This is a genomic window from Frateuria terrea (assembly GCF_900115705.1).
GTDB classification, from domain to species: domain Bacteria; phylum Pseudomonadota; class Gammaproteobacteria; order Xanthomonadales; family Rhodanobacteraceae; genus Frateuria_A; species Frateuria_A terrea.
In genome coordinates this window covers 591,731-605,716 of sequence record NZ_FOXL01000002.1, presented here as the reverse complement: position 1 = coordinate 605,716, position 13,986 = coordinate 591,731, and the positions used below count along the sequence as shown (strand labels likewise).

The following is a 13,986-nucleotide window of genomic DNA, read 5'->3' as shown; positions in this document are numbered from 1 at the left end:
CACTGTGCGTTGTATTGCCGGTTCACGCGGCGCCCGCCGCCGGGCGGGACGGTGCGACGCGCCCGACCCATCCGGCGAACGCACCCATGAACCGCTGCAGCGATGCGCGCGCCGCGTCGTCGGCAAGCGTGCCCTGTGCATCGAAGTGATCCGCCGCGCGAGCCATGAACAGCGTGGGCGAAGGCATCACCAGCGCGCCGCAGGTATGCAGCACCTGGCGCAGCGAGGCCTGCGCCAGCCGCGTGCCCCACGGGCCGCTGCTTGCGCCGAGTACGGCCACCGGGCGCTCGGCCAGCACCTCGCCGTGCGGGCTTTCGCGCGAGAGCCAGTCCAGCGCGTTCTTCAGTACGCCCGGCAGCGCGTGGTTGTACTCCGGCGTGGCGATCACCAGGCCGTCGGACGCCGCGATGGCGATGCGCAGCGCGCGCACGCCAGGCGGACCCTCGGGCTCGGCCCGTTCGAGGTCCTCGTCGAACAACGGCACCGTTGCCAGTGCATCGTAGACCTCTGCCTCGACGCCTGCCGGCGCAAGCGATGCAGCGGCCTGCAGCAGCCTGCGGTTCCAGGAGGCGCGGCGCAGGCTGCCGGCGAGGCAGAGGACGCGCAAGGGGCGATGGGTCATGGGAGTTCTCCGGTAGGTCCAAGGTCGACGAACAACAGCACGGCGCTGGCCAGCAGCAGCGCGCCCATGGCGGCATCGATGCGCCGGCGCGAACGCGGCTGCGCCATGTGAGCCGCCAGCAACCGTCCGGCCAGGCTCCACAGCAGCAGGCAGCCCGACGGGATAGCGATGAACAGCAGGGCGAGCGGCAGGTAGCCGGCCAGGCTGGTGGCCGGCCAGGCGGCCACCAGCGCGAGCACCATCACCCACCCCTTGGGATTGAGGAACTGGAAGCCGAACAGCCCCAGCGCACCGGCCGGCAGGGCGAGCCCGGCACGCTGCGGGGATGCGCCGCGTGTGCCGGCGCCGAGCAGGCACAGCCCCAGCCAGGCCATGTAGAGCGCGCCGGCGGCACCCAGCATGGTGCGCAGCGTGGCATGCGTGGCCAGCACCGTGCCGGCACCGGCCGCGGCGATCGCGAACAGGGCCAATCCGCCAAGCACGATGCCGCCGATGGCGCCGGCGGCACCGCGCACGCCGCCGCGACCGGATTCACGCAGCACTACGAGGTTGTTCGGCCCGGGCGTGATCGCCGCGGCGAACAGCAGGCCGGCAGGAGCAAGCAGGTCGTGCATGGCGTTCCGTTGCATCGCTGCCACCTCGACAGCGCAACCAGCATGGGGCCAGCCGGTGGACGGAGGTGTGTGGTCTGTGGTCTAGAATTCCGACCATGGACCTGCCTCTCAACGCCCTGCGCGCCTTTGCCCTGGTCTACCAGCACCGCGGCGTACGGGCGGCCGCGCGCGAGCTGGGCATGGCCCATTCCTCGGTGAGCCGGCACCTGGGCGAACTGGTGCGCTGGCTGGGCGTGCCCCTGCTGCATGCCGGCGCGGGCCGGGCGGGGCTGGTCTTCACGCCGCAGGGCGAGGCGCTGGGGCGCGCCGTCTGCGACGGGCTGGGCGAGATCGAGCGGGCGGTGGCCGTGCTGCGCGAGGCGCGGCCGGCACACGCCGTGGCGCTCTCGACCACGCCATCCTTCGCCATCCGCTGGCTGCTGCCGCGCCTGCCTGCCTTCGAGAAGGCGCACCCGAAGATCGAACTGTCGGTGCTGGTCGACCAGAAGCTGGAAGGTTTCGGCGACGGCCGCGTGGACCTGGCCGTGCGCATGGGCCGGGGCCCATGGCCGGGCCTGCACTGCGATCCACTGATGGACGATGCGCTGTACCCGGTGATGAGCCCGGCCTACTGGCAGGACCATGGCCGCCCCTCGCGACCCGCCCAGCTGGCGGGGCTGCGCCTGCTGCACGATCGCGACCCGCAGGCGGCATGGGAGTCGTGGCGTCGCGCGCATGGGCCGGCCGGCCTTTCGTTGCAGGGCGGCGCGCGCTATGCGGCCTCGGACCTGGTGCTGCGTGCCGCGCAACTGGGTCAGGGCGTGGCGCTGGCGCGCCACCGGCTGGTCGCCGACGAGCTCGAGGCGGGCACCTTGCTTCGCCCGTTTGGTGCACTGGAGGTACCAGTGCAAACCGCCTACTGGATCGTGCGCGCCAACGACGCGCAGCCGCGCCCGGCGCTTGCCGCGGTGATCGACTGGCTGCGCTGGCAGGCCGTGGCCCGCTAGCCGGCCGGCGGTCGCTGGGCGGCCGACCGCCATCGCTGCCAGAGCAGCACCGGCAACCCCATCGCCACCAGCACGCCGGCCCACAGCAGCGACTCGATGCCAGTGCCGACCAAAGCCCACAGCGCATAGGCCAGCGCGCCGGCGGCGACCAGGCGCCGCCAAGGGCGCGGGGCGGGCTCGATGCGCCACCAGGCCAGCACGCTCACCACGTAGGGCAGCAGCGTGGTGGCCGTGGAGAGCAGAATCGAGAAGGTGAACAGCGCCACCAGCGTGCGGCTGTAGTTGGCCACGATCAGCGCGCTGGCCAGGCCGCTGCCCAGCACCAGGCCGAAGGCGGGCGTGCCGCGTACGTCCAGCCTGGCAAAGCGCGCGGGGAACAGGCCATCCTGCGCCGCGGCCAGCGGCGTCTGCGCCTGCAGCAGCACCCAGCCGTTGAGTGCACCGAAGCAGGAGATCGTCGCCACCGCAGCCAGCGCGATGCCGGCCGTCGGCCCCCATGCGTGCGTCGCCGCCGCCACCATCGGCGCGGGGGAGCGGCGCAGTTCGTCCAGCGGAAGCAGGCCGATCACCACCGTGCAGGCAAGCATGGTGGCCAGCCCGGCGACCAGCATGCCGATGACGGTGGCGCGCGGCACCGTGCGCTCCGGCTCGCGCACCACGCCGGTCGGTACCGTGGCCGCCTCGAAGCCGAGCATGGCCCACAGCGTGAGCGCGGCCACCGAGGTGGTGACCCCCAGCAGCGGCAGGCCGCTCGGGTTGAACGGGTGGTAGGCGGCGGCCTGCACCCAGCCCAGTCCGACCAGGCCGAACAGCACCAGCGGCACCAGCTTGAGCAGGGTGGTCAGCATCTGCATGCGTGCGGCCTCGCGCACGCCGGCCAGGTTCACCGCGGTGCAGAGCCACAGCGCCGCCAGCGCGCAGGCAGCCGAGCGCAGCGGTGTGGCGGTGGCGGCCGGCCACAGCGCGCCCAGGCTGCCGGCAAAGGCCACCGCGATCGCCGCGTTGGCGCTCCAGGTGCAGACCCAGTAGCTCCACCCGACCACGAAGCCGATGCCGTCGCCGAACGCCCGGCGCGCGTAGCCGTAGGCGCCGCCGTGGTTGCGGATCGCGCGCGCCAGCCAGGCATAGACCCATGCCAGCAGCAACGCGCCGGCCAGGGTCAGCGCCCAGCCGAGCAGGCTCGCCGCGCCATAGGGCGCCAGCGCCGCGGGCAGCAGGAACACGCCGGAGCCGATCATGTTGCCGACGACCAGGGCGATCAGGGACAACTGGCCCAGTGGCCTGGAATGGGTGCTCATGCCTGCTCCCACTGCAGCGATCCGCTCGTTCTCCTGCAGGCAGGAGGGCCAGCCCCGGGCGTGGCGTTCACGCGTGCTCGCGGTAGGCGTGGCGCAGCAGTTCGTGGAAATGGTGGACGGCGTTCTCGCGCAACGGGTTCAGCCGGCCGCTGTCGTAGGAGCCGGAGGCGAGCCCGCGCTGCACGTCCTCGCAGATGGTCACGTCCTCGTCCTGCACCTCGTCGCTGAATGCGATGTCGCGTTCGCGGCGTGCCCGCGCTTGCGGGCTTGCGTCCGGGGCGTAGTAGAAGTCGAACTCGACCCGGCAGCGGCCCACGCCCAGCGGCAGCACGCGGTTAGTCTGCAGCCGCCCCGGCAGGATGTTGAGCATCGTGTTCGGGTAGAGGAAGTAGTACAGCGCCTCGCCGCTGCCATAGAGCTCGTCCGCGCTCTCCAGCGGGCTGAACTGGTAGGAGTACCAGCGCGCTGTTTCGGTGACGTAGCTGCGGTAGTCCAGCACGCTGTTCAGGCCCGGGTGGATGTGCGGTACGTGGTAGCCCTCCAGGTAGTTGTCCACGTATACCTTCCAGTTGCAGGCGACCTCCCAGCTCGCGCGATGGTGGAACTGGAGGCCGGCCAGCGAACGGCCTTCGCCCAGCCGCGCGTCGATGCCCTCGACGAATTCGGCGAACGCCGGCGCCGCCCCGGTGGCGACGAACACCAGGCCTTGCCATATCTGCACGCGTGCTTCGGGCAGGCGAATCGTCGACGGATCGAAATCGGGCGTGCGGCCCATCTCCGGCGCGCCTCGCAGCACGCCGTCCAGGCCATAGGTCCAGCCGTGGTAGCGGCAGCGCAGCGCGGTTGCGCCCTTGCCGTCGCAACTGGCGACCGGGCCGGCGCGATGGCGGCAGACGTTGTGGAAGGCGCGGATGGCCGTGGCGTCGCTGCGCACGACCACGAGCGGCAGACCGGCGATGGTGGTGACCAGGTGGTCGCCCACGCCGGCCAGCTGCGACTGGTGGCAGACCAGCTGCCAGCTCCGGTCGAACACCGCCGCGGCATCCAGCGCCGGCATGCGCGGGTCGGTATAGCAGCGTGCCGACAGCGCCCGCGCATGATCGAGCGGCTGCGCAGCAAGGACGTCGGGCGTGAGCAGGTCGGACATGGCGGGCACCAGGCAGGCGGGGATGCGGCAAGCGCATCCCAACCTACACCATCAACGGACGCCGTAGAGCGCCTTGACGTCCTTGAGCAGGGCCGCCTGACTGTCCGGGCGGGCGTAGAACATGTGGCCGCCGGGGTACTCCTTCACCTGCACGCGGGTCGCATCGCCCATCGGCGGCATCTGGTCGACGATCAGCACCGAGGCCATGAACGGGCAGGACAGGTCGTCCCAGCCATGCGCGATCAGCACGCGCAGGCCCGGGTCGTTGGCGACCGACTCGCGCAGTTGCGAAACCGAGCCCTCGATCGCGTCGTCGTCCTCGTGCCAGAGCTTGTTCACCTCGTAGCTGAGTGCGTTGTAGCGGCCGTCGTACTTCCAGCCCACCGTGCGCGTGATGAAGTCGACCATCGCGGTGGTGGTCGGCGCGATGATGCCGTTGAGGATCGGGTCGCCGGTGCGCTGGCGCGGCGCGTAGGGGAACGGGTCCCAGGCGGTGACGTTGGAGTCGTAGCGGCTGCCCAGCTTGCCCTCGGCGCGGTAGACCTCGCGCAGGTAGGCCTGGGTCTCCAGGCGGCCGCCGGAGCGGCGCACGAACAGCGGATCGAGGCCAGTCAGTTCGGTCACCTTCCGGATCACCCGCTCGGTGGCCTGCGGATCGGAGCGGCCGCGCATCAGGTCGGTGGCGTATTCGCCACGGGTGTAGTCGATGACCTGCGCCATCGCCCCGGGCGTGAGCTTGTGCTCGCGCTCCAGGTGCGCCGCGGCGATCGAGGGCAGGGTCAGCATCCACGGCAGCGGCGAGACGTTCTCGTCGTTGGAGGCGGCCGGGTCCAGGTAGGGCGAGACCAGCACCACGCCCTTCATCGCGACGCCGAGCTGGGTCTGCAGGTAGTCGGTGATGCGCGGGCCGCGGAAGCCGCCGTAGCTCTCGCCGACCAGGTACTTGGGCGACTGCAGGCGGCCGTTCTTGACCAGCCAGTCGTAGACGATGCGCGAGAGGTACTTGATGTCGCTGTCGGTGCTGTAGAACAGCCCGGTCGCCTTCTTGTCGTCCACCAGCGCGCGGCTGAACCCGGTGCCGACCGGGTCGATGAACACCAGGTCGGTGAAGGGCAGCCAGCTGCCGGGGTTGTCGTGCAGGGTGGTCGGATCGGAGGGGTTGTCGCCTTCGACGCCGAAGTCCACGCGCTTCGGACCGATCGCGCCAAGGTTCAGATAGACCGACGAGGCGCCCGGCCCGCCGTTGACCGCGAAGGTCACCGGGCGGTCGCCGCCGCCCATGGTGTAGGCGGTGTAGACCACCTCGGCGACCGTATCGCCCTTCTCGTCGCGCACGGGCAGCGAGCCGACGGTGACCGTGTACCTGAGCGTGCGGCCGCCGATCTGCGCGCTCTGCTGCACGTGCGCGTCGGCGGGGAAGGGGGGCAGGTGGTACTGGCCGTGGCCGGTGTCGGCGGCCGGCTTGTCGGCAGCGAACGCGGGAGCGGCGAGGCCGGCCAGCAGCGAGGCGGCCAGCAGGGTGGCCTGGAGGGTCTTGCGCACGGTGGATTTTCCCTGGAGCGAAAAGTCCCAGCCTAGCGGCTGCCAGCGGGGCGGGACTGTGCCCAAAGGCATGGGGTGCTGCCTCAGGCCGGCAGCGCGACCAATTGTCCCTGCACCTGGTTGATCGAATCGCGGATGCGCTTGCTGAACACCGACTCGTCGTGGTGGATCAGCACCAGCCGCTCGGTGGCGCGGGTCATCGCTACATAGAGCAGGCGTGCCTCCTCGGCCTCGTCCTTGCCGTCCTTGGGCAGCGAACCGAGGCCCGGGATGATCACGAGCGGGAACTCCAGCCCCTTGCTCGAATGCATGGTCACCAGCTTGACCGTGTCGCCCACCGCGAACAGCGCGCCCTTGCCGCGGCCCTCGGCCAGCCGCGCGGGAATGCCCTGGCGCTCCAGCGCCTCGGCCAGCTTCTCGCCTTCCCACTGGTTGCGGAAGATCACCGCCATGTCGGACCACGGCCGGCCGTGCGCGTGCTCGTCGCGCAGCTGGGCGATCAGCACGGTGAGCTGCGCCGGCGCGGTCTCCACGCGGATCAGCTCCGGCACCGCGCCGCGGCGCCCGGCACTCTCCGGGGCGATCAGCGGCACGCCGTCCTCATCCTCGGCGCGCCCGGCCAGCAGTTCGTTGGCGAATCCGCGGGCCACGGCCAGGATCTCCAGCGTGTTGCGGTAGTTGAGCTTGAGGATGGTGGTGCGGCCCTGCGCCTGGATGCCGAGACTCTTCCAGCTGAGCTTGCGCCGGTCGGCCTTGCCGTAGATGTTCTGCGCGTCGTCGTAGAGCACCAGCAGCGAGTTGGTCGCCGGATCGATCATCTGCACGATCAGCTTGTACCAGTCCGGCTCGAAGTCGTGGCCCTCGTCGACCAGCACCGCGCCGTACTGGAAGCGCGGGATCTGGCCGCGGTCGACGCCGTCGATCACCCGCTCGACCATTTGTTCGAAAAAGCCGTCCGAACCCTTGGGCGGCAACTCGACGTGGTAGGCCGTGAGCATCCTGTGGCACCACTTGTGGAAGTTGTAGACCTGCACCTTCTCGGCCAGCCCGCGCTCGCCGATCAGCTGCTCCAGCCGCGCGGCGAGCGTCTTGTTGTAGCACAGCACCAGGATCGGCCGGTTCATTGCGCGCGCCAGTTGCATGGCGCGGAAGCCGAGGATCATGGTCTTTCCCGAACCGGCCACGCCGTGGATGATGCGGTGCTCGGCGCCGAGCGAGCGTGCCAGCTGTTCCTGCTGGGCGTCCATCACCTTGACCAACTCGGGGATCTGCAGCGGACGCACCGCGGCGTCGGTCGGGCCGAACAGGCCGAACTGGCCGCTGCCCGGCTCCACGCGAAGTTCGGGGAACAGATGCCACCGCACGCGGTCGATCTGCGGCAGCGTGAGGGCCACCGGGAAGGCGTGCGGGAACATCGCCCACAGCCGTTCCTGGAAGTCCTCGGACTCCACCGACTCGTAGAACTCGTCGCGGCAGATCGCCAGGTGCGGCGGGATCACCGCATCCAGCCCGCCCTCCTCGAACTGCTTGCGGCCGATGTTGGACAGCACTACGCCCCAGGCCCACGGCATGATGATCTTGCCGGCATGGCGGTGTCCGGGGGGAAAGCGCAGCGCCGGGTCGCGCTCGAGCACCACGCCGATCTCCAGCGCATAGGCGCGCGCCTGCAGCAGCGGGTGGTTCTCCTTCACCAGGCCGCGCTCGGTGACCAGCGTGAACTGGGTGCTGTCCGCGTGCTGGATGGTCTCGGCCTTCCAGTCCTTCACCTCCAGCACCAGCAAGCCGCGGCGCGGGTGGAACACCACGAAGTCCGGGTGGCGCTGCTTCAGGCCGACGGGCACGTCGTACCAGAGCAGGTAGTCGTCCTCCAGCTTCTGCTCCAGCCGTTCGGAAAAGCGCTTCTCCCCCGCGGTCATGCGCGGCAGGCAGCTGTTGCGACTGGGGATGAGCGTGGCCATGCGGCGTCCGTCCTGGTTTTGCGTGGAAAGTAGCGGACTGAAGCCGGCTGTCAACGCTAAAGTCGGTCCAGCCAGCGCCGATATGACGGGCGACGACAGGGCAGGAACCGGGATCGCGGGCACGCTTCGATTCACGGCGGAGCCGGTCGTCACGTTCGGGCGCGGGGAGAGCCCAGCATGCCCATGCACATCGAAACGCTTTCGCTGATCAGCGCGATCCAGTCGCTGGCCCTGGCCGTGCTGCTGTGGGCGGGCACCCACGGCGGCCCCGGCGCGGCGCGTACCAGCCTGAAGCTGCGCGCCGGCGCGCTGGCGGTGGAGTCGGCCGGATGGGGCATGCTGGCGGCACAGGCGTGGCTGCATCCGGCTCAGTTGTTGCTGGGCGGCAACGCGCTCAACCTGCTGGCGCAAGGCATGTCGGTGGTTGCGCTGCGCATGCTGCTGGGCGAGCCGTTGCGCTGGCGTGTGGTGCTGGCGATCGGCGTGGTCGGCTGGCTGGGCGTGGGCTGGCTCGGCGTGGTCGAGCCGGACTATCGCCTGCGCGTGTTGTGGGGCTCGGCAGCGATCCTGGTCGACATCGGCCTGCGCATGCAGGCGCTGCTCCATGGCGGGCTGCGGCGAAGTTCACGGGCGCGGGTGGCGCTGCTGGCGATGTGCTCGCTTTCCGTGCTGCTGCTGCTGTGGCGCAACGGGCAGCTGTGGTTCGACCTCAATCCGCCGGCCAATATCATGCAGCCGGATACGGCCAACTACCTCTACGTGCTGCTGTCGGGCATGCAGCCACTGTTCCTCAGCATCGGCTTCCTGCTGCTCTACAGCGAGACACTGCAACGCGAGCTGCACCTGCTGGCGCGGGTCGATGCGCTGACCGGCGTGAAGAACCGCCTGGCGCTGACCGAGACGGCCGCCCAGCTGCTGTCCCAGGCCGCCCGCGTGGGGCGGCCGCTGGGCGTGCTGATGATCGACGCCGACCACTTCAAAAGCGTCAACGACCGTTTCGGCCACGGCGGGGGCGACAAGGTGCTGCTGGCGCTGGTCGGCAGCATCCGCGCCACGCTGCGCGCGAGCAACGTGATCGGCCGGATCGGCGGGGAGGAGTTCGTGGTGCTGGCACCCGACACCAGCCTGGACGATGCGCTGGTGCTGGCCGAACGCATCCGCGAGACGGTCGAGTGCACGCCGTTGCTGGTGGACGGGCACCTGCTGCAGTTGACCGTGTCGATCGGCGCGGTGGCGGGTGCGCCGGGCGAGCACGACGTCAAGGGTTTGCTGCAGCGCGCGGACGCAGCGCTGTACGCCGCCAAGCGCGCGGGACGCAACCGCGTCATGGCGGCCGACCCTGAGCTCGTCCGGCGCGCACTTTCGGTATCGTAGGGGCGCGATCACCACGCGGGCCCGCCCCGGGGCGCTCCTGCTGGAACAGGGCGGGATCAACCCTCCAGCCGCGCATCCAGCGAGATATCGGCCCGCAGCACCTTGGACACGGGGCATCCCTGCTTGGTCTCCTGCGCGATGCGGCTGAAGGTATCGGCATCGGCGCCCGGTACGCGGGCGCGGCAGGTCAGCGCGATGGTGGTGATGGCGAAGCCTTCGCCCTGCTTGTCCAGGGTCACCTGCGTGTGCGTGTCGATCTTCTCTGCCGTCAACCCGGCATTGCCCAGGCCCAGCGAGAGCGCCATCGAGAAGCAGCCCGCCAGCGCGGCACCGATCAGTTCCTCCGGGTTGGTGCCGGGGCCGTCCTCGAAGCGCGACTTGAAACCGAACGGCGCCTCGCGCAGCACGCCGGTTTCGGTGGAGATCGTGCCCTGGCCGTCCTTCAGGCCGCCGGACCAGGTGGCGGAGGCGGATTTCTTCATGGCGGGTCTCCCGTTCGTCGAGTGGACGGGACAGTGTGGCAAGCGCGCCATGCAGGCGGTGCGAACGCCGGCCGGCCGCCGCTTCACGCGCGTTTTGCCCGCGCGGGCCGTATCCTCGCGGCTTTCCCGGCGATTCCGGCATGAGCTTCGACATCCGCCACGACCGCACAGCCAGGTGCTTCGAGACCGTCGTGGACGGCCAGCCATGCGAGCTGGATTACCGCCTCGACGGCAACGTCATGACGATCACCCATACGGGCGTACCGGCGCCGGTGGAGGGCCGCGGCATCGCTTCCGCGCTGACCCTGGCGGCCATGCAGGCCGCGCGCGCCGAAGGCTGGACGGTGGTGCCTGCCTGCGCCTATGCCGCCTCCTGGCTGCGTCGCCATCCCGAGTTCGCCGACCTGCGCGCCTGATCCGTCGTTCCCGGCGTTGTGCCCGCTGTGTGCCGTGGGCAAACTGCGATCAGTCCGGCGACTGCAGGAGGCCCGATGAGCGACGCCCATGCCCACGGCAAGCCACACCGCCACCACCACAGCCCCTGGCATGCGCTGCGCGCCCGTCCGTCGCTGGCGCTCGGCGGAGGGCTGATGGTGCTGGTGGCGATCGTGGCATGGGCGCTGGGCATGCATCCGGGGCCGTCGTTCCTGCTGGGCTTCGACGTCGGCGCATTGGCCTTCGTCGGCCTGCAGCTGCGCGAGTTCAGTCTGGCCACGCCGATCAGCATGCGCGAGCAGGCACGCCGCCAGGACGCCGGGCGCTGGGGCATCCTGTGGAGCGGCGTGGCGGTTTCCACGGTGGTTCTGGTGGCGCTGGGCACCGAGCTGCAGGCCGGCAGGACCGGAGGCCTGCTGGCGATCGTGATCGCCGCGGCCAGCCTGATGCTGAGCTGGGCGTTTCTCAACACCTTGTTCGCGCTGCACTACGCGCACGGCTACTACGGCGACTACGGCATGCAGCACGAAGGCCTGGACTTCCCCGGCGACCAGGAGCCGGACTACTGGGACTTCGCCTATTTCGCGGTGGTGGTCGGCATGACCTTCCAGGTCTCCGACGTGCAGGTGACCAGCCGCCATCTGCGCCGGATGGTGCTGGTGCACGGTGTGATCGCGTTCTTCTTCAACGTGTTCATCATCGCCGTAAGCGTCAACATCGTGGCCGGGCAGGGCAAGTAGCCGGCTAATCCCTGAAGTTGTCGAACTGCAGCGGCAGCTCCGTCGGCGACTTGCGCAGCACGCCCATCGCCAGCTGCAGGTCGTCGCGCTTCTTGCCCGTCACGCGCAGCTTGTCGCCGTTGATCTGCGCCTCGACCTTGAGCTTGGCCGCCTTCAGTTCGGCAACCAGCTTCTTGGCGATCGGCTGCTCGATGCCCTGCTTGACGGTGATCTTCTGCCGCGCGCCGGCAAGGTTCACCTCCGGCTCGGCCACGTCCAGCGCGCGGATGTCGATCTTGCGGCTGGTCAGGCGCCCGCGCAGGATGTCCAGCATCTGCTGCAGCTGGAAGTCGCTGGGCGCGCGCTGCGTGATCACGTAGCCGTCCAGCTCGAAGGCCGCGTCGGTACCCTTGAAATCGAAGCGGGTGGAAAGCTCTCGGTTGGCCTGGTCGACCGCGTTGGTAAGTTCGTGCTTGTCCACTTCGGAAACAACGTCGAAGGAGGGCATGGGGAGGCGCCTGCTGGGTTGGGAAGCGCAAAGTGTAAGCGCTCGGCGATAATGCGCGACCGGCGCCAGGTGCACGCTCCCTCCGATCCATGAAAACCGACGTCCTCATCATCGGCGCGGGTGCCGCCGGCCTCATGTGCGCGATCACCGCCGGCCAGCGTGGCCGGCGGGTGCTGGTGCTCGATCACGCCAACAAGCCGGGCAAGAAGATCCTGATGTCCGGCGGCGGGCGCTGCAATTTCACGAACCTGGGCGTGACCCCGGCCAACTACCTCTCGGCTAACCCGCATTTCGCCAAGTCGGCGCTGGCACGCTATGCGCCGGCCGACTTCGTCGCGCTGGTGGAGAAGCACCGCATTGCCTACCACGAGAAGGAGCTCGGCCAGCTGTTCTGCGACGACTCCTCCAAGCAGATCGTGCGCATGCTGCTGGACGAGTGCGCGGCCGCGGGCGTGCGGATCGAGACCGGTTGCGCAGTGGAGCGTGTGCGCCACCGCGAGGGCGGATTCAGCGTGGCTACTGGGCGTGGCGAGCTGCACGCCGGCGCGCTGGTGGTCGCCAGCGGTGGCCTGTCGATCCCGAGCATGGGCGCCACCGGCTTCGGCTACGAGCTGGCACGGCAGTTCGGCCACGAGGTGCGGCCCACGCGCGCGGGTCTGGTGCCGCTGACACTGAGCGGCAAGCATCAGGAGCGTTACGCGGACCTGGCCGGCGTGGCATTGCCGGCCGAGGCCCGCAGCGGGCGGCAGTCGTTCCGCTCGGGCCTGCTGTTCACCCATCGCGGGGTCAGCGGGCCGGCAATCCTGCAGATTTCCTCCTACTGGCAGCCGGGCGAGGAACTGCGGCTGGACCTGCTGCCCGACCGCGACGCCGCCGCCTGGCTGCCCGCCCAGCGCACGGCGAGGCCCGCCGCCGAACTGAAGACCGTGCTGGCCGACCTGCTGCCCAAGCGGCTCGCTCAGCGCCTGTGCGAGCTCGACTTCGGCAACCGCCCGATGCGCCAGTACCGCGAGCCGGAGCTGTCCACGATCGGCGCGCGCCTGCACGACTGGCCGCTGGTCGCCAGCGGCACCGAGGGCTACCGCACCGCCGAAGTGACACTGGGCGGCGTGGACACCGATGGGCTCTCTTCCAGCACGATGCAGTCGAAGCTCGTGCCGGGGCTGTATTTCATCGGCGAGGTGGTCGACGTGACCGGCTGGCTGGGCGGCTACAACTTCCAGTGGGCGTGGGCGTCAGGGCATGCCGCAGGCGAGGTGGTGTAGCGGTTCGCGCGGCATCAACGCGGCGCATGGTGGACTCGGGCGCTTCGACTCCGACGGTCGGCCCGGTCTACGCTTCCGTACCCGTTCGCCCTCAGCGTAGGCCGCAGGCCGAAGTCGGAGGGGCTTGGCAGGAGAGACGCATGAACATCGGATTCCTCGGCCTGGGCGCCATGGGCAGCGCCATGGCCAGCAACCTGCTCGCCGCGGGCCACGCGCTGACCGTATGGAACCGCTCCGAAGGTCCCGCCGAACCGTTGGCCTCGCTCGGCGCCAAGGTCGCAAGCACTCCCGGGCGGGCGGTGCAGGGACAGGTCGTGCACAGCATGCTGGCCAACGACCAGGCCGTGCGCGAGGTGTTCCTCGACCGCGGCCTGCTGGACGAGATGGACCGCGGCACCGTGCACGTCAACCACGCGACCATCTCGGTGGCGCTGGCGCGCGAACTGGCACAGGCGCACGCGCAGCGGGGACTCGGCTATGTGGCCGCGCCGGTGTTCGGACGGCCGGACGTGGCTGCGGCGGCCAAGCTCAACATCGTCGTGGCCGGCCACCCCCACGTGGTCGAGTCCGTGCGGCCCTTGCTCGAAGTGCTTGGAAGCCAGCTGTGGCCGGTGGGCGAGGCTCCCGAGCGCGCCAACGCGGTCAAGCTTGCCGGCAACTTCATGCTGGCCTCTGCGATCGAGAGCATGGCCGAGGCCAGCGCGCTGGTACGCGCGCATGGCGTATCCGCCGCCGACTTCCTGGAGATCATGACCAGCACGCTGTTCGCCGCCCCGGCCTACCAGGGCTACGGCCGTCTGATTGCGGAGGAACGCTACGCGCCGCCGGGCTTCGCACTGCCGCTGGGACTGAAGGACGTCAACCTCGCGCTCGCCGCGGGAGAGGCGGCGCGGGTACCGCTGCCGTTCGCGGGCGTACTGCGCGATGCGCTGATCGAGGCGCTGGCGGGCGGTGGCGAGGGATTGGATTGGGCGGCACTGGCTCAGGTCGCCGCGCGCCGTGCGCATCTGGAGTGACCGCGGGAGGGCTTGAGCCC

Annotated in this window: 14 protein-coding genes; 6 read left to right on the top strand and 8 right to left on the bottom strand. The window is 70.1% G+C overall.

Going from position 1 to position 13,986, the window contains the following annotated elements; genetic code table 11:
• Positions 1-22 precede the first annotated feature (22 nt).
• Entirely contained in the window at positions 23-622 is a 600-nt protein-coding gene (locus BMZ38_RS02850; protein ID WP_091333837.1) for an NADPH-dependent FMN reductase, read from the bottom strand.
• On the bottom strand, positions 619-1,236 hold the full coding sequence (locus BMZ38_RS02845) for a LysE family translocator (protein ID WP_091333834.1): 618 nt from the start codon (positions 1,234-1,236) through the stop codon (positions 619-621). The genes BMZ38_RS02850 and BMZ38_RS02845 overlap by 4 nt, the downstream gene beginning before the upstream one ends.
• A 95-nt stretch (positions 1,237-1,331) precedes the next feature.
• On the opposite strand from BMZ38_RS02845, the gene BMZ38_RS02840 reads away from it, so the two are divergent.
• A complete protein-coding gene (locus BMZ38_RS02840; protein WP_091333831.1) occupies positions 1,332-2,222 on the top strand; it encodes a LysR substrate-binding domain-containing protein in 891 nt (296 codons plus the stop codon).
• Here the strand turns inward: BMZ38_RS02840 and BMZ38_RS02835 are convergent.
• The 4 genes from BMZ38_RS02835 to BMZ38_RS02820 form a co-directional block, all read right to left on the bottom strand.
• Positions 2,219-3,520, bottom strand: coding sequence for an amino acid permease (locus tag BMZ38_RS02835; protein ID WP_091333828.1), 1,302 nt, complete (start codon positions 3,518-3,520; stop codon positions 2,219-2,221). The genes BMZ38_RS02840 and BMZ38_RS02835 overlap by 4 nt on opposite strands.
• Before the next feature lie 67 nt (positions 3,521-3,587).
• Complete coding sequence (locus BMZ38_RS02830) at positions 3,588-4,667, bottom strand: aromatic ring-hydroxylating oxygenase subunit alpha (protein ID WP_091333825.1); 1,080 nt, start codon at positions 4,665-4,667, stop codon at positions 3,588-3,590.
• 51 nt (positions 4,668-4,718) lie between these two features.
• Positions 4,719-6,209, bottom strand: coding sequence for a S10 family peptidase (locus BMZ38_RS02825; protein WP_091333823.1), 1,491 nt, complete (start codon positions 6,207-6,209; stop codon positions 4,719-4,721).
• 83 nt (positions 6,210-6,292) lie between these two features.
• The gene (locus BMZ38_RS02820; RefSeq protein ID WP_091333821.1) at positions 6,293-8,167 is read right to left on the bottom strand and encodes a 3'-5' exonuclease; all 1,875 of its coding nucleotides are present in this window, start codon (positions 8,165-8,167) and stop codon (positions 6,293-6,295) included.
• Between the two features lie 177 nt (positions 8,168-8,344).
• Here BMZ38_RS02820 and BMZ38_RS02815 point away from each other — a divergent pair, with 177 nt between their 5' ends.
• The gene (locus BMZ38_RS02815) at positions 8,345-9,541 is read left to right on the top strand and encodes a GGDEF domain-containing protein (RefSeq protein ID WP_091333818.1); all 1,197 of its coding nucleotides are present in this window, start codon (positions 8,345-8,347) and stop codon (positions 9,539-9,541) included.
• A 56-nt stretch (positions 9,542-9,597) separates the two neighbouring features.
• Here BMZ38_RS02815 and BMZ38_RS02810 read toward each other — a convergent pair whose 3' ends face one another.
• A complete protein-coding gene (locus BMZ38_RS02810) occupies positions 9,598-10,023 on the bottom strand; it encodes an OsmC family protein (RefSeq protein WP_091333815.1) in 426 nt (141 codons plus the stop codon).
• Between the two features lie 140 nt (positions 10,024-10,163).
• On the opposite strand from BMZ38_RS02810, the gene BMZ38_RS02805 reads away from it, so the two are divergent.
• Together BMZ38_RS02805 and BMZ38_RS02800 are read left to right on the top strand one after the other, a co-directional pair.
• Positions 10,164-10,439, top strand: a complete 276-nt coding sequence (locus tag BMZ38_RS02805) for a GNAT family N-acetyltransferase (protein ID WP_091333813.1) — start codon at positions 10,164-10,166, stop codon at positions 10,437-10,439.
• A gap of 75 nt (positions 10,440-10,514) precedes the next feature.
• Positions 10,515-11,198: a DUF1345 domain-containing protein gene (locus BMZ38_RS02800; protein WP_091333810.1), complete on the top strand. Its 684-nt coding sequence runs from the start codon at positions 10,515-10,517 to the stop codon at positions 11,196-11,198.
• Between the two features lie 4 nt (positions 11,199-11,202).
• Here the strand turns inward: BMZ38_RS02800 and BMZ38_RS02795 are convergent, their stop codons facing one another.
• Positions 11,203-11,685: a YajQ family cyclic di-GMP-binding protein gene (locus tag BMZ38_RS02795; protein WP_091333808.1), complete on the bottom strand. Its 483-nt coding sequence runs from the start codon at positions 11,683-11,685 to the stop codon at positions 11,203-11,205.
• Between the two features lie 89 nt (positions 11,686-11,774).
• Between BMZ38_RS02795 and BMZ38_RS02790 the strand changes: the two genes are divergently transcribed.
• Together BMZ38_RS02790 and BMZ38_RS02785 are read left to right on the top strand one after the other, a co-directional pair.
• Positions 11,775-12,950, top strand: a complete 1,176-nt coding sequence (locus BMZ38_RS02790) for a BaiN/RdsA family NAD(P)/FAD-dependent oxidoreductase (protein WP_091333806.1) — start codon at positions 11,775-11,777, stop codon at positions 12,948-12,950.
• Between the two features lie 140 nt (positions 12,951-13,090).
• Entirely contained in the window at positions 13,091-13,966 is an 876-nt protein-coding gene (locus tag BMZ38_RS02785; RefSeq protein WP_091333803.1) for an NAD(P)-dependent oxidoreductase, read from the top strand.
• Positions 13,967-13,986 lie beyond the last annotated feature (20 nt).

Excerpts from the sequence above, each read along its gene's own strand:
- BMZ38_RS02790 (WP_091333806.1), top strand. The coding sequence starts at position 11,775 with ATGAAAACCGACGTCCTCATCATCGGCGCGGGTGCCGCCGGCCTCATG.
- BMZ38_RS02805 (WP_091333813.1), top strand. The coding sequence starts at position 10,164 with ATGAGCTTCGACATCCGCCACGACCGCACAGCCAGGTGCTTCGAGACC.
- BMZ38_RS02840 (WP_091333831.1), top strand. The coding sequence starts at position 1,332 with ATGGACCTGCCTCTCAACGCCCTGCGCGCCTTTGCCCTGGTCTACCAG.
- BMZ38_RS02845 (WP_091333834.1), bottom strand. The coding sequence starts at position 1,236 with ATGCACGACCTGCTTGCTCCTGCCGGCCTGCTGTTCGCCGCGGCGATC.
- BMZ38_RS02795 (WP_091333808.1), bottom strand. The coding sequence starts at position 11,685 with ATGCCCTCCTTCGACGTTGTTTCCGAAGTGGACAAGCACGAACTTACC.
- BMZ38_RS02800 (WP_091333810.1), top strand. The coding sequence starts at position 10,515 with ATGAGCGACGCCCATGCCCACGGCAAGCCACACCGCCACCACCACAGC.
- BMZ38_RS02785 (WP_091333803.1), top strand. The coding sequence starts at position 13,091 with ATGAACATCGGATTCCTCGGCCTGGGCGCCATGGGCAGCGCCATGGCC.
- BMZ38_RS02835 (WP_091333828.1), bottom strand. The coding sequence starts at position 3,520 with ATGAGCACCCATTCCAGGCCACTGGGCCAGTTGTCCCTGATCGCCCTG.
- BMZ38_RS02830 (WP_091333825.1), bottom strand. The coding sequence starts at position 4,667 with ATGTCCGACCTGCTCACGCCCGACGTCCTTGCTGCGCAGCCGCTCGAT.
- BMZ38_RS02810 (WP_091333815.1), bottom strand. The coding sequence starts at position 10,023 with ATGAAGAAATCCGCCTCCGCCACCTGGTCCGGCGGCCTGAAGGACGGC.
- BMZ38_RS02820 (WP_091333821.1), bottom strand. The coding sequence starts at position 8,167 with ATGGCCACGCTCATCCCCAGTCGCAACAGCTGCCTGCCGCGCATGACC.
- BMZ38_RS02850 (WP_091333837.1), bottom strand. The coding sequence starts at position 622 with ATGACCCATCGCCCCTTGCGCGTCCTCTGCCTCGCCGGCAGCCTGCGC.
- BMZ38_RS02815 (WP_091333818.1), top strand. The coding sequence starts at position 8,345 with ATGCCCATGCACATCGAAACGCTTTCGCTGATCAGCGCGATCCAGTCG.